General features: G+C 62.0%; 23 protein-coding genes and 1 pseudogene. 18 read left to right on the top strand and 6 right to left on the bottom strand.

Annotated elements, in window-relative coordinates; all coding sequences use genetic code 11:
* Positions 1–34: 34 nt before the first annotated feature.
* Together ACXAFN_RS11485 and ACXAFN_RS11480 are read right to left on the bottom strand one after the other, a co-directional pair.
* Positions 35–442, bottom strand: coding sequence for a heavy metal-responsive transcriptional regulator (locus tag ACXAFN_RS11485; RefSeq protein ID WP_474988801.1), 408 nt, complete (start codon positions 440–442; stop codon positions 35–37).
* 83 nt (positions 443–525) lie between these two features.
* Positions 526–1,158, bottom strand: a complete 633-nt coding sequence (locus ACXAFN_RS11480) for a peroxiredoxin (RefSeq protein WP_474988799.1) — start codon at positions 1,156–1,158, stop codon at positions 526–528.
* A 247-nt stretch (positions 1,159–1,405) separates the two neighbouring features.
* Between ACXAFN_RS11480 and ACXAFN_RS11475 the strand changes: the two genes are divergently transcribed.
* From ACXAFN_RS11475 to ACXAFN_RS11460, 4 genes are all read left to right on the top strand, one after another.
* Positions 1,406–2,128 (top strand): cytochrome c biogenesis CcdA family protein, encoded by a 723-nt coding sequence (locus ACXAFN_RS11475; protein WP_474988797.1) that lies wholly within the window; start codon positions 1,406–1,408, stop codon positions 2,126–2,128.
* 113 nt (positions 2,129–2,241) lie between these two features.
* The gene (locus ACXAFN_RS11470) at positions 2,242–4,641 is read left to right on the top strand and encodes a heavy metal translocating P-type ATPase (protein WP_474988796.1); all 2,400 of its coding nucleotides are present in this window, start codon (positions 2,242–2,244) and stop codon (positions 4,639–4,641) included.
* A gap of 41 nt (positions 4,642–4,682) precedes the next feature.
* The gene (locus tag ACXAFN_RS11465) at positions 4,683–6,269 is read left to right on the top strand and encodes a multicopper oxidase family protein (protein ID WP_474988794.1); all 1,587 of its coding nucleotides are present in this window, start codon (positions 4,683–4,685) and stop codon (positions 6,267–6,269) included.
* A gap of 50 nt (positions 6,270–6,319) precedes the next feature.
* Complete coding sequence (locus ACXAFN_RS11460; protein WP_474988792.1) at positions 6,320–6,940, top strand: class I SAM-dependent methyltransferase; 621 nt, start codon at positions 6,320–6,322, stop codon at positions 6,938–6,940.
* Here the strand turns inward: ACXAFN_RS11460 and ACXAFN_RS11455 are convergent.
* Positions 6,927–7,289, bottom strand: a pseudogene (locus ACXAFN_RS11455) (MerR family DNA-binding protein); the annotation flags it as partial. The gene ACXAFN_RS11460 and the pseudogene ACXAFN_RS11455 overlap by 14 nt on opposite strands.
* Before the next feature lie 322 nt (positions 7,290–7,611).
* On the opposite strand from ACXAFN_RS11455, the gene ACXAFN_RS11450 reads away from it, so the two are divergent.
* Positions 7,612–8,283 carry a DsbA family protein gene (locus ACXAFN_RS11450; RefSeq protein ID WP_152480023.1) on the top strand — a complete coding sequence of 224 codons (672 nt, stop codon included), beginning with the start codon at positions 7,612–7,614 and terminating at the stop codon, positions 8,281–8,283.
* A 41-nt stretch (positions 8,284–8,324) separates the two neighbouring features.
* Positions 8,325–9,548: a M23 family metallopeptidase gene (locus tag ACXAFN_RS11445; protein WP_172977735.1), complete on the top strand. Its 1,224-nt coding sequence runs from the start codon at positions 8,325–8,327 to the stop codon at positions 9,546–9,548.
* Between the two features lie 42 nt (positions 9,549–9,590).
* Here ACXAFN_RS11445 and ACXAFN_RS11440 read toward each other — a convergent pair whose 3' ends face one another.
* On the bottom strand, positions 9,591–10,070 hold the full coding sequence (locus tag ACXAFN_RS11440) for a MerR family transcriptional regulator (protein WP_152480021.1): 480 nt from the start codon (positions 10,068–10,070) through the stop codon (positions 9,591–9,593).
* Positions 10,071–10,136: 66 nt separating this feature from the next.
* On the opposite strand from ACXAFN_RS11440, the gene ACXAFN_RS11435 reads away from it, so the two are divergent.
* The 7 genes from ACXAFN_RS11435 to ACXAFN_RS11405 all read left to right on the top strand — a co-directional run bounded on the left by ACXAFN_RS11435 (position 10,137) and on the right by ACXAFN_RS11405 (position 17,591).
* Positions 10,137–12,332 carry a heavy metal translocating P-type ATPase gene (locus tag ACXAFN_RS11435; RefSeq protein WP_152480020.1) on the top strand — a complete coding sequence of 732 codons (2,196 nt, stop codon included), beginning with the start codon at positions 10,137–10,139 and terminating at the stop codon, positions 12,330–12,332.
* 20 nt (positions 12,333–12,352) lie between these two features.
* Positions 12,353–12,832 carry a signal peptidase II gene (gene lspA / locus ACXAFN_RS11430; protein WP_253742629.1) on the top strand — a complete coding sequence of 160 codons (480 nt, stop codon included), beginning with the start codon at positions 12,353–12,355 and terminating at the stop codon, positions 12,830–12,832.
* A gap of 4 nt (positions 12,833–12,836) precedes the next feature.
* Entirely contained in the window at positions 12,837–14,339 is a 1,503-nt protein-coding gene (lnt, locus tag ACXAFN_RS11425) for an apolipoprotein N-acyltransferase (protein ID WP_253742621.1), read from the top strand.
* A 106-nt stretch (positions 14,340–14,445) separates the two neighbouring features.
* Positions 14,446–15,429 (top strand): L,D-transpeptidase family protein, encoded by a 984-nt coding sequence (locus tag ACXAFN_RS11420; protein WP_152480018.1) that lies wholly within the window; start codon positions 14,446–14,448, stop codon positions 15,427–15,429.
* Positions 15,430–15,786: 357 nt separating this feature from the next.
* Entirely contained in the window at positions 15,787–16,560 is a 774-nt protein-coding gene (locus ACXAFN_RS11415) for a cytochrome c oxidase assembly protein (protein ID WP_474988790.1), read from the top strand.
* A complete protein-coding gene (locus ACXAFN_RS11410; RefSeq protein WP_152480016.1) occupies positions 16,538–17,002 on the top strand; it encodes a copper chaperone PCu(A)C in 465 nt (154 codons plus the stop codon). The genes ACXAFN_RS11415 and ACXAFN_RS11410 overlap by 23 nt, the downstream gene beginning before the upstream one ends.
* Positions 17,003–17,027: 25 nt before the next feature.
* Positions 17,028–17,591 carry an SCO family protein gene (locus tag ACXAFN_RS11405; protein ID WP_253742612.1) on the top strand — a complete coding sequence of 188 codons (564 nt, stop codon included), beginning with the start codon at positions 17,028–17,030 and terminating at the stop codon, positions 17,589–17,591.
* A 226-nt stretch (positions 17,592–17,817) separates the two neighbouring features.
* On the opposite strand, the gene merR is transcribed toward ACXAFN_RS11405, so the two are convergent.
* A complete protein-coding gene (gene merR, locus ACXAFN_RS11400; protein ID WP_474988788.1) occupies positions 17,818–18,231 on the bottom strand; it encodes an Hg(II)-responsive transcriptional regulator in 414 nt (137 codons plus the stop codon).
* 94 nt (positions 18,232–18,325) lie between these two features.
* Between merR and merT the strand changes: the two genes are divergently transcribed.
* The 5 genes from merT (at position 18,326) to ACXAFN_RS11375 (ending at position 21,125) form a co-directional block, all read left to right on the top strand.
* A complete protein-coding gene (gene merT / locus ACXAFN_RS11395; protein WP_152480013.1) occupies positions 18,326–18,676 on the top strand; it encodes a mercuric ion transporter MerT in 351 nt (116 codons plus the stop codon).
* A gap of 12 nt (positions 18,677–18,688) precedes the next feature.
* Positions 18,689–18,985, top strand: a complete 297-nt coding sequence (gene merP / locus ACXAFN_RS11390) for a mercury resistance system periplasmic binding protein MerP (protein WP_152480012.1) — start codon at positions 18,689–18,691, stop codon at positions 18,983–18,985.
* A 2-nt stretch (positions 18,986–18,987) separates the two neighbouring features.
* Positions 18,988–19,245, top strand: a complete 258-nt coding sequence (gene merF / locus ACXAFN_RS11385; protein ID WP_152480011.1) for a mercury resistance system transport protein MerF — start codon at positions 18,988–18,990, stop codon at positions 19,243–19,245.
* Positions 19,238–20,644, top strand: a complete 1,407-nt coding sequence (merA, locus tag ACXAFN_RS11380) for a mercury(II) reductase (RefSeq protein ID WP_152480010.1) — start codon at positions 19,238–19,240, stop codon at positions 20,642–20,644. The genes merF and merA overlap by 8 nt, the downstream gene beginning before the upstream one ends.
* 88 nt (positions 20,645–20,732) lie before the next feature.
* Positions 20,733–21,125, top strand: coding sequence for a MerR family transcriptional regulator (locus ACXAFN_RS11375; protein WP_474988786.1), 393 nt, complete (start codon positions 20,733–20,735; stop codon positions 21,123–21,125).
* Positions 21,126–22,120: 995 nt separating this feature from the next.
* On the opposite strand, the gene ACXAFN_RS11370 is transcribed toward ACXAFN_RS11375, so the two are convergent.
* On the bottom strand, positions 22,121–22,657 hold the full coding sequence (locus ACXAFN_RS11370; RefSeq protein WP_474988785.1) for a hypothetical protein: 537 nt from the start codon (positions 22,655–22,657) through the stop codon (positions 22,121–22,123).
* Positions 22,658–22,984: the final 327 nt, after the last annotated feature.

Below are 22,984 nucleotides of genomic sequence, written 5' to 3'. Positions count from 1 at the left end.
CCTGGCGTTACAAGGCCCTTGGTCATGCGCTTGTTCACTCGTCTTTTCCCGCGATGGCCTCGACGATCGGGCAGCCTTCCCGCATCGGCCCTTCGCCCGTGCACTCGTCGAGGGTTTTCGACAGCACGGCCTCGATCCGAGTGAGATGCTTGATCTGCTCGCGGATCTTGTGCAGCTTCTCTGCGGCGATACGCTTGGCCTGGGCGCGATCGCCGTTGGCATCCTGGAGGATCAGCAGTTCGCGGATCTCGTCGAGCGTGAACCCCCACTGCTTGGCATGCACGATGAAGTCGAGCCTGGCCACGGCATCCAGGGGATAGCGCCGATAGTTGGCGTCCGTTCGCTGAGGGGCGGGCATGAGCTGCTCTTTCTCGTAATAGCGGATCGCCTGGCTGGCGACCCCGCTACGTTCGGCAAGCTCGCCGATACTGAGTGTCTGCATGGGTTCACCTCAACGACGTCATCACTCGACGGTTATTGGCAGCCCGGTTGAGTCGGGCTGCCAGATTCAAGGACAGTGGCCCCTCAGCGTGGTTGGCGGACGACACGCAGGTAGGGCGTCTTGACCTCCCAGCCTTCGGGGAAGCGTTCTCTGGCGTCATCATCCGACAGCGACGGCAGGATGATGACATCGTCGCCGCTTTGCCAATCGACGGGCGTGGCCACCTTGTGCTTGTCGGTCAGCTGGAGCGAGTCGATGACCCGTAGGATCTCGTCGACGTTACGCCCGGTGCTGGGCGGATAGGTCAAGGTGAGACGGATTTTTTTGTCAGGATCGATGATGAAGACGGTACGCACCGTCACCTTGGGATCGGTTTTCGGGTGGATCATGCCGTACAGGTCCGCCACGACCTGGTCCGCATCCGCCAGCAGGGGATAGTTCAGGGCCGCACCCTGGGTCTGCTCGATATCCTTGGCCCAGTCGTTATGGGAAGCGAGGGGGTCGACCGAGACCCCCACCAGCTTGACCCCACGCGCGGCGAACTCGTCCTTGCGCTTGGCAAACGCCCCGAGCTCCGTGGTACAGACAGGCGTATAATCGGCCGGGTGCGAGAACAGCACGGCCCAGTCCTTGCCCAGCCACTGATGAAAGCCAAGCGTACCTTCGGTGGATTCGACGGTGAAATCGGGAGCTATCTCCCCTAGCTGTAGTGTCATCTCGCTATCCTTATCTATGGAAAGTGCCGGATGATGCACTACGCACGATATCCTTGAAGTCAACTTTAAGGTCAAGGGCTTTCGAAGGAAGGCGTGTTATGCCGTTAGGTTATATAGATAATCATTTACCATGGTTGACCTTGAGGCGGACTCACCCTTTAGGATCATCCGCCGAACCAAATGCGCAGCAGGCGGCTGGCCACAGGCTGCTTCGCGCCTAGCACCTTGCCCCAGGAAGTGTAACGCCTTGGAATCTCTCTCTTCTATTGGCCTGATCGGTGCCTTCGCCGGCGGGTTGGTCTCTTTCTTCTCGCCCTGCACGCTGCCGCTGCTGCCAGCCTACCTGTCGGTGGTCACGGGCGGGAGTGCCGGCAAGGCCGATCGACGTCTGGAGGCGTTGATCCTCAGCGTCTTCTTCGTCTTCGGCTTCAGCATCGTGTTCATCCTGCTGGGGCTCGGTGCCAGCGGTATCGGCCAACTGATGCGGGGGTATCGTCAGGAGTTCAACTGGGTCGCCGGCTCGGTGGTGATCGTGCTGGGCCTATTCATGACCGGGGTGTTCCGGTTGCCGCTGTTCCAGCGCACCCTTCAGTTCACTCCAAACGTCCAGGGCGGCTCCCCGCTGTCGGCGACGGTGTTCGGAGTCTCCTTCGCCATCGGCTGGACACCCTGCATCGGCCCCATCCTGGGTGCCATCCTGATGGCCACCTCCAGTGCCGCCAGTGCCCAGGCTGGCATGATCTACTTGAGTACCTATTCGCTGGGCCTGGCGCTGCCCTTTCTCGCCAGCACCCTGCTCATCAATCGATTCGCCCTGCATCGGCAACGTCTGGGGAGGTGGAGCGCCTATGCCCGCCCGGTCGCTGGCACGATCGTGATCCTGATGGGCATTGCCATCGTCTCGGGCACCATGACACGGCTTTCCAGCATCCTGGTCGATCTGTTCCCTTCCCTGGCGACCCTGGGGTAGTCAATTCTGCTCATCGTCGAATCGCTCTCTCGAACAGGCGTGACCTTAAAGTCAACTTAAAGGTTATGCTCAGTCTGATAGTCATGCACTTTTATACGAATGGAGGGTTCATCATGGAGAAAGACCCCGTTTGCGGCATGAGAGTCGATCCCGAAGCGGCGGAAAACGTTGACCATCTCGGGAAGCGTTACCATTTCTGTAGCAGCCGCTGCGCCGAGCATTTTCGCGAGGATCCGGACGCCGTGCTCGCCGATACCTCGGAGGTGGCGGCGAAGCCAAGTAGCAAGGCCAACTATTTCTGCCCAATGTGCCCTGGTGTAGAGAGCGATAAACCGGGGGACTGCCCCAAGTGCGGCATGGCGCTCGAGCCCGTCAAGCCACAGCCGTCGTCGAGGGTTCAGTACACTTGCCCGATGCACCCCGAAGTACGGCAGGATGAGCCCGGCGACTGCCCCAAGTGCGGTATGGCGCTCGAACCCACCCGCGTTGCTAGAGAGGAGCGCAGCACCGAATTCCTCGACATGTTCCGCCGCTTCTGGGTGGGTGGCCTGCTGACACTGCCAGTATTGTTCGTCGCCATGGGTAGTATGCTGCCCGGTATTGGTCCCTGGCTGGATGAGGTGCTGCCTGCCGGAGGTGGCCACTGGATCGAGCTGATCTTTGCTACGCCCGTGGTGTTGTGGGCTGGATGGCCATTCTTTTCGCGTGGCTGGAAGTCCCTCGTTACCCGCCACCTGAACATGTTCACACTGATCGCCCTCGGCGTGGGGGCGGCCTATGGCTACAGTGTTGTCGCCACGCTCGTGCCAGGCGCTTTCCCGGACACCTTCCGTGCCGCCGATGGTACGGTCGGTGTGTACTTCGAGGCGGCGGCGGTGATCGTCGTGCTGATCCTGCTCGGTCAAGTGATCGAGGCCCGCGCCCGCGAGAAGACCGGCAGTGCGCTGCGCGCGATCCTCGATCTCGCCCCGCCGACCGCGCGACGCATCGATGCCGAAGGCAACGACGAGGAGATCTCACTCGACGAGTTGCGCACCGGTGACCGCCTGCGGGTACGTCCGGGTGACAAGGTGCCGGTCGATGGCGAGATGCTCGATGGCAGTAGCACGCTGGACGAGTCGATGGTGACCGGGGAATCCATCCCCGTCGAGAAGCGCGAGGGCGACACGGTCATTGGTGGCACCGTGAATGGTCAGGGCAGTTTCATCATGCGTGCCGACAAGGTTGGCGATGACACGGTGCTCTCGCAGATCGCGGAAATGGTGGCCGAAGCGCAACGGTCGCAGCCACCCGTGCAGCGGCTCGCCGACGTGGTTGCCGGCTACTTCGTACCCGCCGTGGTGGGTGTGGCGATACTGGCGTTCGTGGCCTGGGGGATTTGGGGGCCGCAGCCGGCGATGGCTTATGCGGTAATCGCTGCGGTATCGGTGCTGATCATTGCGTGTCCTTGCGCGCTCGGCTTAGCCACACCGATGTCGATCCAGGTCGGTGTCGGTCGCGGTGCACGTGCGGGCGTGCTGATCAAGAATGCCGAGGCGCTGGAGCGCTTCGAGAAGGTCGATACCCTGGTCGTCGACAAGACCGGCACGCTCACCGAAGGCAAACCCCGGGTCGCCTCGCTCGAACCGGCTGCCGACAGCGATGAAACGCAGCTGCTTCAGCTTGCCGGCAGCCTCGAGCGAGGTAGCGAACACCCATTGGCCGAGGCCATCGTTAGTGCCGCCCAAGAACGCGATGTTGCGCTGAACGATGCCAACAATTTCGAAGCGGTGACCGGCATGGGCGTCATCGGCCAGGTCGAAGGACACGATCTTGCGCTTGGCAACGCTCGACTGCTCGAAACGCGTGGTGTGAAGATGGCGGAGTGGGCGCAACGCGCTGAAACGCTGCAAGCCGAGGGGCAAACCGTGATGTACCTGGTGGCCGACAGTGAGGTCATGGGGCTGATCGGTGTTGCCGATCCGATCAAGGAAACCACCTTCCAGGCAATCCGCACACTCAAGGAAGAGGGCCTGCGGCTGGTGATGCTCACCGGCGATAACCGTGCCACTGCCGAGGCCGTCGCGCGACAACTTGGAATCGACGAAATCGAGGCGGAAGTGCTTCCGGAAGACAAGAACCGTATCGTGCGCGAGCACCGTGAGTCTGGGCGCGTGGTAGCCATGGCCGGCGATGGCGTCAATGACGCCCCCGCCCTGGCGGAGGCCGATGTCGGCATCGCCATGGGCACGGGGACTGACGTGGCTATCCAGAGTGCGAGCGTGACTCTGGTGCGTGGTGATCTCGCCGGGATCGCACGCTCCCGCCATCTCAGCCGCCGCGTGATGCGCAACATCCGCCAGAATCTGTTTTTCGCCTTCGTGTACAACAGCCTGGGGGTACCTCTGGCCGCCGGGGTGTTGTTTCCGTTCACCGGCTGGCTGCTCAGTCCCGTCTACGCCGCCGCCGCGATGAGCCTGAGTTCGATCTCGGTCATCGCCAACGCCCTGCGACTTCGTGCCACCAAACTATGAAGGGGAGTCGCCGACTACCACGCAGAGGAGGGGGGAACGTCATGGACAAGGTCGACCTACAACGACGCATGGTATTACGCCGAGTCGGCGGTGTGGCGGCGCTATCGATCCTGGCGGGTGCCGGGGTATGGTTCGGAGGGGGACGTTCCCCTTCGCTGGCGGCGTTCGCGTCGACGACCATGGAGGGCCCCTTCGACGTTGATTTGCGTTTGCGCGCCCACCCCGACAAGGTTCCGATTCTGCCTGGTGCACCGAGCGACGTCTGGCGCTACACGGCCGATCGTCTCGCCGGGCCCACAGAGACCCTGCCCCCTGTCGGCGAGAGTTATGCGGGCCCGCTCATCCGTCTGCACCGTGGCCAGCGCGTGCGTGTGCGCATCGACAACGACCTCCCCGAAGACACCACCGTGCACTGGCATGGCCTGCACGTGCCGCCGGACGTGGACGGCCAGCCGCGCTTGCCGATCGCGCCTGCAATGAGCACGACGGTCGCCTTCGACGTGGTGGATCGTGCCAGCCTTTACTGGTACCACCCCCATCCCCACGGCCCTGACGGTGGTCGGGTCGGCTTTCAGAGCTATGCCGGCCTTGCCGGTCCGTTGATCATCAGCGACGAAGCCGAGCGTGCCCTCGGGCTGCCCGACGGCGAACGGGAGTTGGTCTTCATCCTGCAGGATCGCACCTTCACCGATGGCAACGAGCTTCAGTACATCAGCGGTGGTGGCATGGGGGCAATGATGACCCGCATGCGAGGCTTTCACGGGGAGCGGGTGTTGGTGAACGGGCATCCGGACGCGCGACGCGAGGTGTCTACCCAGCCTTATCGCTTACGGCTGCTCAACGGCTCCAACTCACGTATCTACAAGCTGGCCTGGAGCGATGGCCGGGCGGTGACGGTCATCGGCACCGACGGTGGCTTGCTCGCCGAGCCCGAGCGGCGCCGCTCGGTCACGCTGGCGCCGGCCCAGCGGGTCGACCTGTGGGTCGATTTCGGCGATACCGAGCCAGGCGAGTCCATACAGCTGGTGAGCGAGGAGTATCAACTCGACATGATGGGCGGAAGGGGCATGATGGGTGGCAGTGGCATGATGGACGAAGGAATGATGCGCGACATGATGGGAAGCGAGCGGCTCTCGCTGGTCACCTTCGAGATCGTCACGCGGGCGAACGATTCGGGAGCCCTGCCGGAACGCCTGGCTCAAGACCTTCCGGCCTCCCCGGTGCAGGCCGATACACCGGTTCGTCGCTTCGAGCTGGGCATGCGCATGATGCAAGGGTTCACCATGAACGGGCGGCAAATGGAGGGTGCGACGGTGGCGGACGACGAGATCGTCCGGCTGGGGGAGACGGAAATCTGGGAGTTCGTTAACAACACCATGATGCCGCATCCTATGCACGTCCATGGCCTACAATTCCAGATCCAGGAACGGATATCGGCGGGTGACAGGACGGACCTGCACGATGGAATCATCGACGCGGGGCTGCACGATACGGTGCTGGTGTTCCCGGAGGAACGGGTGCGCATCGCTCTGACCTTCAAGGACTTCGAAGGATTGTATATGTATCACTGTCACAACATGGAGCATGAGGATGCCGGCATGATGCGCTACTTCAAGGTAGTGGCATAACGAACCGACGGTATTTGAATCACCGTAACCACAAAGGATGACGATAGCCGATGTCCTTTTACGAGCAGCACGTCTTGCCGCATCTTCTCCACCTAGCGTGCGGCCACGAGGTGGTCGATCGTCAGCGGGCGGCCGTGGTGCCGCAAGCGCGGGGGCGGGTCCTGGAGGTGGGCATGGGATCCGGTCTCAACCTGCCCCACTACGATCCGGATCGGGTCGAGCTGGTCTGGGGGCTCGAGCCCTCCGAAGGCATGCGCCGCAAGGCCCGCCATCACGTCGCCGGGGCGCCGTTCGAGGTTCGCTGGCTGAACTTGCCGGGGGAGGAGATCCCTCTCGAGGACAACAGCGTCGATACCGTGGTGCTGACCTATACCCTGTGCACGATCCCCGACTGGCACCGCGCGCTCGAGCAGATGCGGCGCGTGCTCAAGCCGAGTGGCCAACTGCTGTTCTGCGAACACGGCACGGCCCCCGATGAGGGCGTGCGACGGTGGCAGGACCGCTTCAACCCTCTGTGGGGCAAGGTGGCGGGGGGCTGCCATCTCAACCGTGACATACCCAAGCTCATCGAGCACACCGGCTTCGCTATCCTGCGGATGGAAACGGGCTATCTGCCGAAGGTCCCGCGGTTTGCCGGTTTCAATTTCTGGGGAGCCGCTAATCCCCGTTGATCAAGCTCTCGTGTAATGAGGCGATCAGTGGGCAGGTGATACTTCCCTCCAGTTCATGACATGCCTGTACCAGTTCGGCCAGGGTCCGCTCGATGCGTCGCAGGCCGGCGATCTTCTCTTGCACATCCACCAGCTTATGCTCTGCCAGGGTGCTGGCCTCTTGGCAATGAATGCCATCCTCCCACCGCAATAGCTCGGTGATCTCGTCCAGGCTTAAGCCCAGCCGCTGTGCGGTCTTGACGAAGGTCAGCCGCGCCACGTCGGCCGTGCCATAGCGACGGATACTGCCGGGAGGCCGCTCCAGCTCCAGCAATATCCCGCGTCGCTGGTAATAACGGATGGTCACGACATGGACGCCAGCTGCTCACGCCAGACCGCCGTTGGTCATGGTGTCCGTCACGCTAGCGGCATGTCGCTGCATGATGTTTGTATCCGTAGTTAGCTACGGGTGAGAGTGGTGCTCACGCACCTGCTCAGTTGGCAGGTGATCCGAGGCAACGGCTTTGCCGGACGCCTTGCGGAGATGCGCGGGAAGCAGGTGTTGAACCTGTACCAGCTAGAGCTTGTAAGCTTGACGCCTGCTTTTTTGGCGCCGTTCAGGCGTGTGGCCCTGGCCACTCGCTGCGCGCCGAGGTTCGTGGGTTAATCCGGTCATCTCGTGAGGAAATAAGATGATACGACGTGCGGCTGTTATCTTGGTGGGCGCGCTGGTCCTGGTGGCCATTATCGTTGCCGTTTCGAATCCCTCGTTGGTTGGAGCCGCATCGGAGTCGGCGAGTCGAGAGGCCGATAACATCCTCGTCCGCTCTCATTCGCCGATCCTGGGGCCCGATGACGCGCCGGTCACCATCGTCGAGTTCTTCGATCCGGCCTGTGAGGCCTGTCGCGCCTTCTATCCGCTCACCAAGAAAATCCTGGACACCTACCCCGACCAGGTACGCTTGGTGGTGCGCTATACCCCCTTCCATGGCGAGGTGTCAGAAACGGCCATTCGCGTGCTGGAAGCCGCCAGGCTGCAGGGGCGCTTCGCGCCGGTGCTGGAGGCACTGCTGGCTCGCCAGAACCAGTGGGCGGCCCACGGCAGCTTCGATGAAGCCGCCATCCTGGAGATCGCCAGCCAGGCCGGGCTGGACAGCGCCCAGGCGCAGGAGCAACTCGACTCTCCCGAGATTCAGGCGGTATTCGAGCAGGATAAGGAAGACGTCAAGGCCAATCAGATCAGTCAGACACCGACCTTCTTCGTCAACGGCGAATTGCTGGCTCCCTTCGGCATGCAGGAATTGGTCGACGCCGTACAGCGCCAAGTCGCTGAGCTGTCCAATGACGATGGCGGGACATCATGAAGGGGTGGTGGCTGTTGGTAGGGCTGATGGGTATCGGCCCCATGCTGGCCGAAGCCAATTGGCGAGGGAGCGTTTTATCGTCACCCGTGAAGACCCGAGCCGTCGAGAAATCGTCCGTGGAACGGGGACTATCATTGCCTCGGCTTGCTCAAGCGCTCGATAGCAACACCCAGAGGCTCACCGTGGCTCCGGGCGACACCCTGGATCGCCTGCTGCGGCGTCTTGGTTTGGATGTCGCGACCCGTGCCGCGGTAGTGGCGGCGATGAGAGGCGAGTTCGATCCGACCAGACTGCAGCCCGGTCAGCGCGTATCGGTGGCCTCATCGGCGGCTGGGAAACCGGTGTCGGTCGCCATCGAGCGTGAGTCGGGTGTCCGACACGTCGTGACGCTGGGGCAACGACCGGAGGCGCGCACGGTGCGGCCACGAGCCGACACCCTGGCGTTCGCCCGCAAGGTCGAGGTCGAGACTTCCCTATCTGCCTCGTTGGCGGCGGCGGAGGTGCCCAAACATTTCGCTGCAGATCTCGAAAGCCTGCTGGGCGACATCCTGGATACCGGTCATGACGTCAGGGACGGAGAACGACTGCGACTGCTATGGGAGGAGAGGCGGCGGCAGGATGGTTCACGGGTGGGACGACCACGCCTGACCTATGCGGGATTTGGTGGGCTTGGGTGGCGCCTGGAGCTGGTTTGGCCGGCGGATCAGCCAGGCATGGTGATGTTGTTCCAGGATGGCGAACTCCAGCGCGTCTTGCGCTTCCCGGTCGAGGGGGCACGCCTGACGTCATCATTCGGCAATCGACGCCATCCCGTGTATGGGGACATTCGGCGGCATGACGGAATCGACCTTGCCGCTCCTAGAGGCACGCCCGTGGTGGCGACTGGCCCTGGCCGCGTGACCTTTATCGGTTGGCGGGGCGGCTATGGGCGTGTCGTCGAGATCGATCATGATTCCGGTGCCGTCAGTCGCTACACGCATCTTAGCCAGTTTGCCGAAGGGCTCGAGGTCGGTGATGGGGTGGAGGCCGGGGATAACCTCGGTGCCGTAGGGGCGACGGGGCTGACCACGGGGCCCAACCTTCACTATGAGATCAGGCTGGATGATCGTCCGATCGATCCTCTGGCAGAGGGACAGCGGATCATTCGAGGGAAGAATACGTCGGGTGACGACAAGATGTCAGCGCTCGTGGAGGCACGAACGCGCCTGCTGCGCGTGATGGAGACTTCGATTTCCCCCGAACTGGCGGCGCTCGTCTCCCCTTGAGTCCGTCGCCCGACGAGGCCTGGTCGGCAGAGTCAGCCGGCGTTATCGGAGGTCGGCGGCCCCGCCATGCTCTGCCTTGCGCCGGCAGAGCCGATGGTCACCGAGCACCTCGATGATCCGGCAGTTCTCGACCCTGCCGCCGGCACATTGGCCCACCATCCTCCTGAGCTCTTCACGTAGTGCGGAGAGCCGCTGAAGACGTGACTCGACCTCTTCCAGGTGATGCTTGGCGATGGCATCGACCTCGTGGCAGGGCATCTGCGGATGGTCCGCCATCTCCAGCAGCTCACGCACCGCCTCCACCGAGAAGCCGAAGTCACGGGCATGGCGAATGAACGTCAGCCGCTTGACAGCTGCGTCACCGTAGCGGCGCTGACCGCCCTCGGTGCGCGGGGCGTCGCGAAGTAGCCCGATGCTCTCGTAGTAGCGCACCGTTTCGGGCTTGCAGCCGGCGCGTCGGGCCAGCTCACCGATGCCTAGCGCGGGGCAATCGATAGGCGCTGACGTAGTATCACCGGACATGGCTTGAACCTCTAGTCGCTCCAAGGTTTATGCTCCAGACGATAGATTATTCGAAGGAGTCACACCATGGGCAAATCGACGCACCCGGCGTCTTCCTCGGCCTTCTCCTTGCGCGTCGAGGGCATGGACTGCGGCGGCTGCGAGCGCAAGGTCGAGTCCGCGCTGGGCCGCCTGGATGGCATCGCGGAAGTGTCGGCCAGCTCGGTCACCGGCTCGGTAAAGGTCCACCCCAGGCAAGGCACGACGCCTTCCCGAGAGGCGATCGAGCGAGCCCTCAACACGCTCGGCTACCGCCTGGTCGATGAGGAGGCGACGAGTGACACTGCCACCACATCGGCCTCCTGGTGGCGGACCGCCAAGGGGCGCCTGGTGCTCGTCACCGGATGTCTACTGGTACTGGCTTTCGTCCTCCGCCTGGCCTGGCCGGCCTTGGGCAACTGGCCCTTCGTCGCAGCCACCCTGGTGGGGCTGGTGCCCATCGTGCAGGCCGCCTGGGGCGCGCTGAAGCAGCGCAACCCCTTCACCATCGAGATGCTGATGAGCATCGCCGCCCTAGGCGCCCTGGCCATCGATGCCGCCGCCGAGGCGGCGGTGGTGGTCTTCCTGTTCGCCGTGGGCGAATTGCTGGAAGGCGTGGCCGCATCACGGGCGCGGCGCAGCATCTCGGCCCTGGCGGACCTGACCCCGTCCACGGCGAGGCTGATGGAGGATGGGGATACCCGAGAGGTCTCGGCTGCCTCGCTCACGCCCGGGCAGCGAGTCCTGGTGCGGCCGGGCGACCGTGTGCCCTGCGATGGGCGTATCCTGACCGGCGAATCCGATCTGGACGAGTCACCAATCAACGGGGAGTCGGTGCCCCGCTCGCGTGCACCGGGCGATGACGTCTTTGCCGGCACGGTCAACCTCGATGCCGCCCTGGAGGTGGAGGTAACACGCGGCGCCGAGGACAACACCATCGCCCGTGTCATCCGCCTGGTGGAGGAGGCCCAGGCTGCCAAGGCCCCCGTGGCACGCTTCATCGACCGCTTCGCTCGCTACTACATGCCAGCGGTGGTGGGGCTCGCCCTCCTGATGGCGGTGGTGCCACCGCTGGTCTCGACCATGGCCTGGTCGGAATCGGTCTATCGCGCCTTGGCCCTGCTGTTGATCGCCTGTCCCTGCGCCCTGGTGATCTCGACCCCCGCGGCGATCGCTGCCGGCCTCTCGGCGGGCGCCCGGCGGGGCCTGCTGATCAAGGGCGGCGCTGTGCTTGAACAGTTGGGCAAGCTCCGAACGGTAGCGTTGGACAAGACCGGCACCCTCACCGCCGGCACCCCCAAGGTCACCGACGTGGAGGACTGGGCCAGCGGCCAGGGCACGCAAGAGATCCTGAGGCTGGCGGCCGCGATGGAGCGTGACTCCAGCCACCCCATCGCCACGGCCATCCTCGCCCATGCGCAGCAGCAGGGCCTGTCGTTACCCCAGGCGAGTGACAACCGAGCCCTGGCGGGTCGAGGTGTCGCTGGTCGGGTCGAGGGGCGTGAGCTGAGTCTGGTCACGCCTCGCTACCTGGCAGAGCAGGCCGCGCTCGATGACGATCTGACCGCCCGGGTCGCCGAGCTGGAAGAGGCTGGCAAGAGCCTCGCCGTGCTGATAGAAGGCGAGCGTCCGCTGGGGCTGATCGCCGTTCGCGATGAGCCGCGCGAAGATGCCATCGAGGGGCTCGCCGCCCTGTCACGCCTAGGCGTCGAGGCGGTGATGCTCAGCGGCGACAATGCGCGCACGGCGGTGGCTATCGGTGGCTCGCTGGGCATCGAGGCACATGGCGAGCTGATGCCCGAGGACAAGGCACAGCGCGTGCAGGAATGGCAGGCCGCCGGACGCGGCCCGGTCGGCAAGGTGGGCGACGGTATCAACGACGCCCCGGCGTTGGCCGCGGCCGAAGTGGGCATCGCCATGGGCGGCGGTACGGATGTGGCACTGGAAACCGCGGATGCGGCGCTGCTCAAGAACCGCGTCGGCGGCATCGCCGAGCTGATCGACCTGTCCCGGGCCACGCTGCGCAACGTCAAGACCAACGTCGCCCTGGCGCTGGGCCTGAAGGCCATTTTCCTGGTGACCACGGCGCTGGGCATCACCGGCATGTGGATCGCGGTGATGGCAGATACCGGCGCCACCGTGCTGGTGACCCTGAACGCCATGCGGCTGCTGGGCTATCGCTTCTCGCCAGGCAATGCCACGACTCGTTCGGAAAGCCCGCGCTACCAGGAAGCCACGTCATGAGGACAGAGCGGATACCGATAGTGCCGCGCCGCTGGTACTGGTTGGCACTGGCCGTCATGGTCGGCCTGGCCGACCAGGCCATCAAGGGGCTGGTGCAGGCGCTGATGCCGTATGGCCAGACCATCCCGCTAGCCCCGTTCTTCAACTGGGGCCACTGGTGGAACACGGGAGCAGCCTTCAGCTTCCTCGCCGATGCAGGCGGCTGGCAGCGCTATCTCTTCCTGGGCCTGACGGGGATGGTGACCATCGTCCTGACGATGCTGCTGTGCCGGCCCAGACCCCGACTGGAGGCGCTGGGGTACAGCTTGATGCTGGGTGGCGCGCTGGGCAATGGCATCGACCGCCTAGCACGAGGGTATGTCGTAGACTATCTGGACGTCTACTGGCGTGAGTGGCACTGGCCCGCCTTCAACCTGGCGGATATCGCCCTGTTCCTGGGTGTCTTCGCCTTTGCGATTGCGGCCTTGCGTGAGCGTCCTTCCTCCAGAGCGTCTGAGTAACGGCATGGATGCAGAGAACCTGCCAGTCCGGTATATGACGCTTGCCGGCCGGATCTCTCCGGCCCTCGGCTGTTTGCTGGCTCTGACCGCCGGGGGACTGACCACCCTCAGCGCCGCGCCCTTCGCGCTGTGGTGGCTGGGCCCGGTGGCGGTGGCACTGGTCTATTTCGGCATCCATTCTTTGACACCCGCCCAGGCCGGCCTCCGTGGCTGGTGCTACGGCGTGGGCCTGTTCGGCTCCGGTGTCTCCTGGGTCTTCGTCGCGATCCACGACTATGGCGGTACGGGGGCGCCCCTGGCGCTTTTCCTCACCGGTTTGTTCGTGGCCAGCCTGGCGCTGTTCTTCGCCGTGTCCTTCTGGCTCTATCGCTGCGTCACGGGCCCGCGGCTGGCCTTCCTCAGCTTCGCCGGCGTCTGGGTGCTCAGCGAATGGTTGCGCACCTGGCTGTTTACCGGGTTTCCCTGGCTGCTGCTGGGCACCTCCCAGGTAGATTCTCCTCTGGCGCCCTGGGCCCCGGTGGGTGGGGTCTATCTGCTGTCACTGATCACCGCGCTGACCGGCACCCTAGGCGCCGAACTGCTGCGCCGCCGCTGGTGGGCCGCGGCGCCCATCACCGCTCTCTGGCTCACCACCTTGGCCCTGCCGGCCCAGTGGACCTTCCCGGCCGGTGAGCCGCTGCGGGTCGCCCTGCTGCAGGGCAACCTGGATCAGGCGATCAAGTGGACGCCCGAGGGTCAGCGCGAGGCGGCCAGTATCTACACGGCGTTGACCCTTGCACAGTCCAACGACCTCGACCTGGTTATCTGGCCCGAGGTAGCGCTGCCCATGTTCGAAGAGGAGGCCCGGCCAATACTGGAACGAGCGCAGTCCAACCTCGCGTCCGACACCGCCCTGCTCACCGGCATCCTGCGGCGCGACGGTGGCGACTACTACAACAGCGTGATCGGCCTGGGTGCCGCCGAGGGCGAGTATCGCAAGGCTCGCCTGGTGCCCTTCGGCGAATACTTGCCGCTTGAACGTCTGCTCGCCGGCACCATCGCCTTCTTCGACCTGCCCATGCCAATCATGTCGCCCGGGGCCGAGGCTCAGGGGCCGATCCACGCCGCTGGGACCACCATCGGCAACGCCATCTGTTACGAGATCATCTATGCCGACCGGGTCGCCGAGCAGGCGCGCGATGCTGAGCTGCTGCTGACGGTTTCCAACGACACCTGGTTTGGCCGTTCCATCGGCCCCCTGCAGCATCTGCAGATGGCCCGCCTGCGCGCCCTGGAGAACGGCCGCTATCTTATCCGAGCCACCAGCAACGGCGTGACCGCCATCGTCGATCCTCAGGGCCGCCTCACGGCCCGCGCATCGCCGTTCCAGACGACGAGCCTGCGCGGCGAGGCCCTGCCCATGGCGGGGTACACACCGTTCACCCGTACCGGTAGCTGGCCGACCTGGCTGTTGGCCGCATTACTGGTGCTGCTTGGATCGAAACTCAACACACATCGGTCTGGATGATAATGGTCCAGTCGAAAAGGGGAGAATGATGGCTTTATCGAAACCTCACTCTGATACAGCGAGGGAGGCACCATTGTGGCAGCTCCGAACACGCACAGCGGTGGGGATGCTGGTCGGTTGGCTGGCACTCATCGGCGTTGCCCAGGCCGAAGAGGAGGGCGAGTGGCCCCGCGGCCACTATCCGCTGCCTGAGGAAGGCAATGTGATCGGCGATACCTATACCGTCACCGTGGAGAATTACGACGATACCCTGCTCGATATCGCCAGGCGACACAACGTGGGGTACAGGGAGATCGTGCGCGCCAATCCGGATGTGAGCATCTGGATTCCCGGCGAGGGTACCGAGGTGACCATACCCGGGCGCTTCATCCTGCCCGATGCGGAGCGCACCGGGATCGTCATCAACATCGCCGAGCTGCGCCTCTACTACTATCCAAAGGTTGACGATAGTGAAACGCCACGCGTCGAGACCTATCCCATCGGCATCGGTCGCGAAGGCTTCGGTACGCCCCTCGGTGTCACCGAAACCACCATGAACATCAAGAATCCTGCCTGGTACCCACCCGAGTCGGTCCAGCGTGAAGCCAGGGCGCGCGGAGAGGAGGCGCCTAGCGTGGTGCCTCCGGGCCCAGACAATCCGCTGGGAGACCATGCCATTATTCTGGGTTTCGACGGCTACTTGATTCATGGCACCAACCAGCCGGATGGTATCGGCATGCGTGCCAGCCGTGGCTGTATTCGCATGTTTCCTGGGGACATCGAGTCGATTTTCGATCGCGTGCCCGCCGGCACCCAGGTCCATATCGTCAACCAGCCCATCAAGATCGGCTGGGATCAAGAGCAGCCGCTGGTTCAGGCATTCCCGCCTCTGGAAGAAGAAGGGCACAGTAAGTCCGCGTTGGAAGACACCGTCACACGCCTCAACCAACGCAGTGTCGAGGGCTTGAGCTTCGATTATGAACAGCTTCGCGGCCTGCTGGATGACCCCAGCGGTCGCATGATATCCCTAAACCCCAAGCCGGAGCCGGATAGAAAGCACGACACTATCTATAAAGGTATCTACGCAGAAATCGCGCTGCGTAGGTCATGACGACGACAACAACATGGCGAGTCTTGTCAGCCTTATGACGCTAATTCGGTCGTGGCTCATCCCGGGTCTATCGCCATTTGCAAGGCCGCTGGCGGTGCGTTGGCGGTGTGCCCAACCACCGAACAAGTGCAGTGCGTTGGGGCTCGGCCTTCCTCGCACCCCAGGCACCGAGGTGCGGGCTCTGGGTTCGCCTGCGTTTATAGGCCCACCTTGCCGCATGATGCGGTGGGCTCCTAAGGTCACCATTGGCGTGCCGATTCTGGGGAGGGAAGGGCTATCGACCTCGACGTCGCTCTGGGCTACCTGCTGCCGTGGGAGTTCTCACCGACTTGGTTTGCGAGCTGCCTGCTGGCCATCGTGCTCTACCTGCGAGGCCTGCAGCAGCGCCGACAGCGCGGCGAGGTCACCGGCGTGGGCCGAAACCTGGCCTATCTGCTGGGTGTCGCAACCATCTATGGCGTGACCCAGACCCATTACGACTACCTCGCCCAGTACATGTTCTTTACCCATCGGGCCCAGCATCTGGTGCTGCATCACGCCGGCCCCTTCCTGATCGCCCTGGCCGCTCCCCTGCCGGTACTGGCCGATGGCTTACCGACGCGAATCAGGCACTTCCCCGGGTGGAGCCTAGCCGCGCGCCTGCTGCGCCCCGTCTATCGGACCCTGCAGCATCCACTGATCGCCCCTGTGCTGTTCGTCGGGCTGATCTATTTCTGGCTGATTCCCGAGATCCACTTCGACGCCATGCTCAGCGCTGATCTCTATCAGGTGATGAACTGGAGCATGGCGCTGGATGGCCTGCTGTTCTGGTGGCTGATCCTGGATCGCCGCTCGCCGCAACAAGGCGGTCTCGGTTATGGCAAGCGCATCGCCATTCTGCTGGCGGTGATCCCCCCGCAGATTCTCCTGGGCGCCTATATCACCTTCAGTCGCGACGTGATCTTCGATGTCTACGAGGTCTGCGGTCGCGCCTGGCCGCTGGATCCTCTGACTGACCAACTCCTCGGCGGCCTGCTGACCTGGATTCCGGCCACGATGATGAGTGCCATCGGGGTTCTGATCATTCTCAGCTTTCTGTTCCGTGACGCCCGCAAGGAGGATGCCGCTGATGTCTCTCACGCCACACCCTAGTCTGCCGCGCCTGGCGAAAAGCTGGTGCTGGGCCATCCTGCTGCTGATCGCGACGCCCGGCACGCTGGCTGCTGCCGACCTGCAGGTCAACGAGGCACGCATACGACTGCTGCCGGGAGACCTTCCCGCGGCGGGCTATTTCACCCTCACGAATACCAGTGAGGCAGATATCACCCTGGAAGGGGCGGATAGCCCCGCCTTCGGTAAGGTCATGATGCATCGCACTGTCAATCAGGATGGCATCACCAGTATGCAACCCGTCGGCCAATTAGAACTGGCAGCGGGGGAGCAGATCGAGTTCGCACCGGGGGGCTATCATCTCATGCTCATGAAACGGACTCGCCCCCTCGTCGTTGGTGACGACATCGAAGTGACCCTTATCTTCGCCAACGGGCAGCAACAACCCGGCACCTTCCGCACCGTGGCACCCACAACACAGTAGGGGGAGCAGGATGCACCGATGGATCATGGCACTATTCGTGACGCTATGGCTGGCGGGCTGCAGCGAGCCGTCTTGGCAGACCAAGGATATCTCGGGGCTGATGCCGCCCTTGGCGTTCGAGCTTGTCGACGAGAACGGCAATGACATCAACGCCGATCAGTTCCTCGGCAAGAGCACACTGCTGTTCTTCGGCTTCACCCACTGCCCCGATGTCTGTCCCACCACACTCGCGCGCCTCGACGCCGCCACCCAACGCATGGATGAGTCGGCGCGCGACGACATTCAGGTGCTCTTCGTCTCGGTCGACCCCCGCCGCGATGACGCCGAGACGTTGCGAGAGTACACGGATGCCTTCGGCCCCCAGTTCATCGGCCTCACGGGTGATAAAGCGGCCCTCGATGAACTGACACGCCGCTATCGGGTGACCTACGGGTATGGCGAAGAAGACAGCAACGGCAACTACGATGTGTCGCACTCCAGCGCTGTCTTCGCCTTCGATGACCAGGGAGAGGTCCGCCTGTTGATCCGTGACAGCGACCCCATGGATGCCGTGGTTGCCGACCTCGAAAGGCTTGCCGGCGGTGCCTGAGTAGTCACCGTCCAGCGCTCGGTCATCCGTCGAGGTCAGGAGCGCGTGACAGCAGGTGCCCACCTGTTCATAAGGGGGCACCTACTATGACCATCGCAGTCACTGATTGTGAGGCTCGCCGGCGTAGTCGGCACGCTCGGCAAGATCGTCACCATCTGTAGCAGCCCGAGACCTCCATCGCCCGTCTGGCTCTGGCACGTGTGGCCTGAATGCCGTCCCCGATGCGTTAACCCCCTGGGTTTCCTGCCCTCCTGATCCCTGCATGCAATGAATCAATCAGGGGACAGGCAATATCGCCTCTCTCAGCATGACAGCGGTGGATCAGCTCGGTCAGCACCGTCTCGATACGCTGCAGCCTGTCGATCTTCTCTCGCACGTCCTGCAACTTGTGCTCGGCCAGAGCGCTGGCTTCCCGACAGTGGGTGCCATCCTCAAGGCGAAGCAGGTCGCTGATCTCGTTCAGGCTGAAGCCCAACTGTTGCGCGGTTTTCACGAACGTCAACCTTGCCACATCGGCGGCACCGTAACGCCGGATGCCGCCGGGAGGGCGCTCGGGCTCCGGTAGCAACCCACGGCGCTGATAGTACCGTATCGTCTCGATATGGACGCCAGTCGCTTTCGCCAGGCCGCCAATGGTCATGGTGCTAGTTTCCCTTTGCATGGCCCTTGACTCCGTAGTCAGCTACGGAAGTAACCTTATCTCAGTTACTACCGACACGAAAGGAGAGCCTGCGATGCCGCAACCGAAAACGGGGCGGGGGCCCCTGGCCGCCGGAGGGATCGCGGCGCTTCTGGCCTCGACCTGCTGTCTCGGCCCCCTGGTGCTGATCACGCTGGGCGTTTCCGGCGCCTGGATCGGCAACCTGACGGCCCTGGAAGCCTACCGCCCGCTGTTCATCGGCGTGGCGCTGGTGGCGCTGTTCTTCGCCTGGCGCCGAATCTTTCGGCCAGTGGAACAGTGCCAGCCGGGGGAAGTGTGCGCCGTCCCCCGAGTCCACTTGGCCTACAAGCTGATCTTCTGGCTCGTGACGCTGCTGGTACTGATCGCCCTGGTGTTCCCCTACGTCCTGCCCCTGTTCTATTGAGAGGATGCTCCCATGAGAATGCGTTTCGCCCTGACCGCGATCGTCGCCCTCCTCAGCACGCCTACTCTGGCGGCCCCGCAGACCGTGACGCTCTCGGTGCCGGGCATGACCTGCGCCGCCTGCCCGATCACGGTCAAGGCCGCGCTCAACAAGGTGGACGGCGTCGCGCGGGTCGACGTGAGCTACCCGGATCGTGAGGCCGTGGTCACCTTCGACGACACCCGGACGTCCGTGGAAGCGTTGACCCAGGCGACGACCAACGCCGGTTATCCCTCCACCCCGACATCCTCGGAAGCGGATCGGGAGTGACCATGAAGAACCCCAAGTCCCTGCTGCGCGTGAGCGTGATCGGCACCGTCCTGGTGGCGCTGTGCTGCTTCACGCCGATCCTGGTGATCCTGCTCGGCACCCTCGGCTTGGCGGCACTCACCGGTTATCTGGATTATGTATTGCTGCCAGCACTGGCCTTTTTTATCGGCCTGACCCTCTATGCGCTATGGCGCAAGAAGCAATACGACGCCTGTGGCGACAACGCTTCTACCGATTCAAGGAATCCCCCTCATGAGTGATGACATGAACCTGCATATCGCCGTGATCGGCAGCGGCGGCGCGGCCATGGCGGCCGCCCTGAAGGCCGCCGAGCGTGGGGCCCGCATCACCCTGATCGAACGCGGAACCCTCGGTGGCACCTGCGTCAATACCGGCTGCGTACCCTCGAAGATCATGATTCGCGCGGCCCATATTGCCCACTTGCGCACGGAAAGCCCCTTCGATGCAGGCCTGAGCGTCCAGGCGCCGGTGGTGGATCGGGCGAAGCTACTCGAGCAACAGCAGGGGCGTGTCGAGGAGCTGCGTGATGCCAAGTACGCGGGGATTCTGCGCGACCACCCGGCCATCACGGTCCTGCGTGGCGAGGCGCGGTTTGTCGATGAGCGGACCCTGACCGTTGCCCTCAGTGAAGGCGGCGAGCAAACCGTCCGCTTCGATCGCGTCTTCATCGGCACCGGTGCTCGTCCGGCCATTCCGCCGGTGCCGGGCCTAGCCGATACCCCGTACCTGACCTCCACCAGCGCACTGGCTCTGGACCATATTCCCGAAAGGATGGTGGTGATCGGGGCCTCGGTGGTGGCCTTGGAATTGGCCCAGGCCTTCGCCCGTCTGGGAAGCCGGGTGACCCTGCTGGCCCGCAGCCGCCTGCTCTCCCAGGAGGACCCGGCGGTGGGGGACGCGGTGGAGGCGGCGTTTCGCCGCGAGGGCATCGAGGTGCTCAAGCAGACCCAGGCCAACGAAGTGACCCACGACGGCCAGCTGTTCACCCTGCAGACCAACGCTGGCACTCTGCAGGCGGAGCAATTGCTGGTGGCTAGCGGCCGCACACCCAACACCGAGGCCCTGAACCTGGCGAGTATCGGCGTGGAAACCGCGCGTGGCGCGATTCTGGTGGATGAGCACCTGCAAACCACGGTGCCGGGCATCTACGCCGCCGGTGACTGCACCGATCAGCCGGAGTTTGTCTATGTCGCTGCCGCCGGGGGCAGTCGGGCCGCCGTCAACATGACGGGAGGCGACGCCACCCTGGACCTCAGCGCCATGCCGGCGGTGATCTTCACCGCCCCCCAGGTGGCCACCGTCGGCCTGACGGAGGCCGAGGCACTCAAGCAGGGCTTCAGCGTGGATACCCGCGTGCTTGATCTGGAAAACGTGCCGCGTGCGCTGGTGAATTTCGACACCGGTGGGTTCATCAAGCTGGTGGCCGAACGCGACTCGGGGCGGTTGCTGGGCGTCCAGGCGGTAGCAGGGGAGGCCGGTGAGCTGATCCAGACCGCCGTGATGGCGCTGCGTGCCCGCATGACGGTGCAGGCCATCGGCGATGAGCTGTTTCCCTACCTGACCATGGTGGAAGGCCTCAAGCTCTGCGCCCAGACCTTCACCAAGGACGTGACGCAGCTGTCCTGCTGTGCGGGGTGAGCGACAGCGTAGCCTACACGACTGCGTCCCTTGCCCCCGTACCATAGTACGGCCATTAATCTATTCCCAGAAACTGCGCGGGGGCGCCATGAGTGACATGACCATCGGCAAAGTCGCCCAAGTGGTGGGCGTTGGGGTCGAGACGATTCGCTTCTACGAGCGACGCGGGCTCATCGAACAGCCGCCTCGACCAGAGGGCGGAGGGTATCGCGTCTATTCGGATGAGACGGTGCGGCGGGTGCTGTTCATTCGCCGCGCCCAGGAGCTCGGTTTCTCCCTGCGTGAGATCGCCGAGCTGCTCTCGCTGCGTACCGACCACGACACCGATGCCGGAGAGGTGCGGCGGCGAGCCACCGACAAACTCCAGGATGTGGATCTTAAGATTGACCATGATATAAAAAATCATAAATATCAGCACTTTATGTGTTTATTTGTGTCGATAATTCAGAGATTCTCCCCGATATACTCCCCAATCAGCTAAGTCTGGCGAGTATCCCCAAGTGTGTGATGGTGGCTATGGCAACGGCTGATCGAGGGCCTGCCACCATCCCACTTCACGGATGCCGCCAGGCCGTTTAAGTGAGGTCGCCTACCCATCGGTTTGGAGGACATGCAACAGGTCGATTTACTCTAGTAGTAGCGTGTGCTGGCTGACGAGGCGATGAAGAAAGCTATCCGTAGATTCCGGCTAGGCGCGATTTCATCCGCATGACTTGGTCGTTGAGATCGTGCCGTCTGTCGCTACGCTCCAATGCCAACACCTCCTGCTGGAGAAACTTTACCTATCCCATCGGACTTTGGTGGGGCTTAACGATGAACACGCGGAGCTAGCCCTCTCTATGCGTGGGAGTTACGGGCTTCAAGTTACCGCCCCGCCTGAGTGGCAATAAACTTGACCAGGATTCATTTTAGGCAGCTCTGTCTAGAGGAAAAGCAAGAGTTTTAGTTAAATATATTACGGGTTAAGGAAATATTGAAGTCGATTCCCTTGTCTGGCTCATTCAATAATTTGTTGCTACTAGGGCATAAAAAGATGCTTGGTAGAAAATAAGTGGAATCTGAATGATCTTAATGTATTGCTGTCAAGGGCAATACGGCCAAAAAAGAGACGATGGTCTGCTGAAGCTCAGTGGTGGGAGTTTGAGAAGGTTAAGATCGAGCGTTCGTTTTATGTGATTTAGGCCTCTGCAGAAACTGAGTCGGCGCTGCAAGAAATTTGTGAAAACAAGTCGAATCTACTTCAAGTATGTAAAAACTGATGTTGGCGGCTCGGTGCGTGGAGGGTTATCGTCTAGTGCGTTGTAATAATGTATTTATCTGGTCATCCCGCATGGAAGTGTGAAGAAATTATCCAAATTGTTTTGGCTGAGGTGGTGTCATGGTTCATGGGAACACCCCAGCTTTCTTGCAAGAAATTGTTCGATTGTTTGATGGTTCTGTAGGTTGAGGATATTAAAGCCTCTAAAGTGTTGGCTTTTATAGTACGCTGTCAGGGTCGGGATCTTCGTAATATCGATACGGTCTGAAGTTGTTTTGGGCTTCTTGAAGAGGGTTGCCAAGCCCATTTGTACTGTTCTGAAAGTACGGAGTTTGTTGGTACGGCTGTTGATTGAGGTATGGCTGATGATAGTAATTATGTTGGTAATGACTATTTTGCAGCATGCTGGCGTGTTCCTTCATTATTATCCTCTCCAAAGCAGCGCTTTTGTTCATGCCTTGAGCCTTAGCAATGGATTTAATGGCTTCATGGGCTTGAGAAGAAATTCGGAATGTGTGTTGTTTTATCGTTGGCTGCCTCTCTAATGATTTTTGCTGCCTGATATTGTTTTTGAGTTTTCTCGTACAGTCTTTGAAGTATAGGTCTCTTGAGTTTCTTTGTTCTATCTCTTTGATTTGTTCTAGGTCAGGCCTCTTCGAGTTTTTTGCAAAAAAACCTTTATTGTTCAAATAATCAAGAGCCTTTTTGTGTGCGCCTGTTCCATGCTTGCTGAGCCATGATGAAAGAAGTTCCATCCCATCAACCCCAAACTTGACGTATTGATTTTTATGCGAAAATCAATCTTACCATTTTGATAAAAATGTGTCAAAAAACTTGTTTTAAATATGTTTTTTTGTGTTTTTTCCATGAAAATTTTGTATATGTAAAGAAAGTGTTTTTGGTGTAACTGAGTGGCATTCTTTATCACATTTCAAAAGTGTCAAAATTGATGTTACATAAATTCTAAGTGATTGTTATTAATTGATTTTTGTTTCTTGTTGTATGTGGGTTTTAATTAGGCTATGTCGCCGTTGCGTGTTGGAGAGCTACCTTGAAAGGAGAACGTCCACTGAGGTAGTTCC

The sequence above is a fragment of the Halomonas sp. ABH4_019 genome (assembly GCF_056159885.1).
This window is presented reverse-complemented; position numbering and strand designations above follow the sequence as displayed.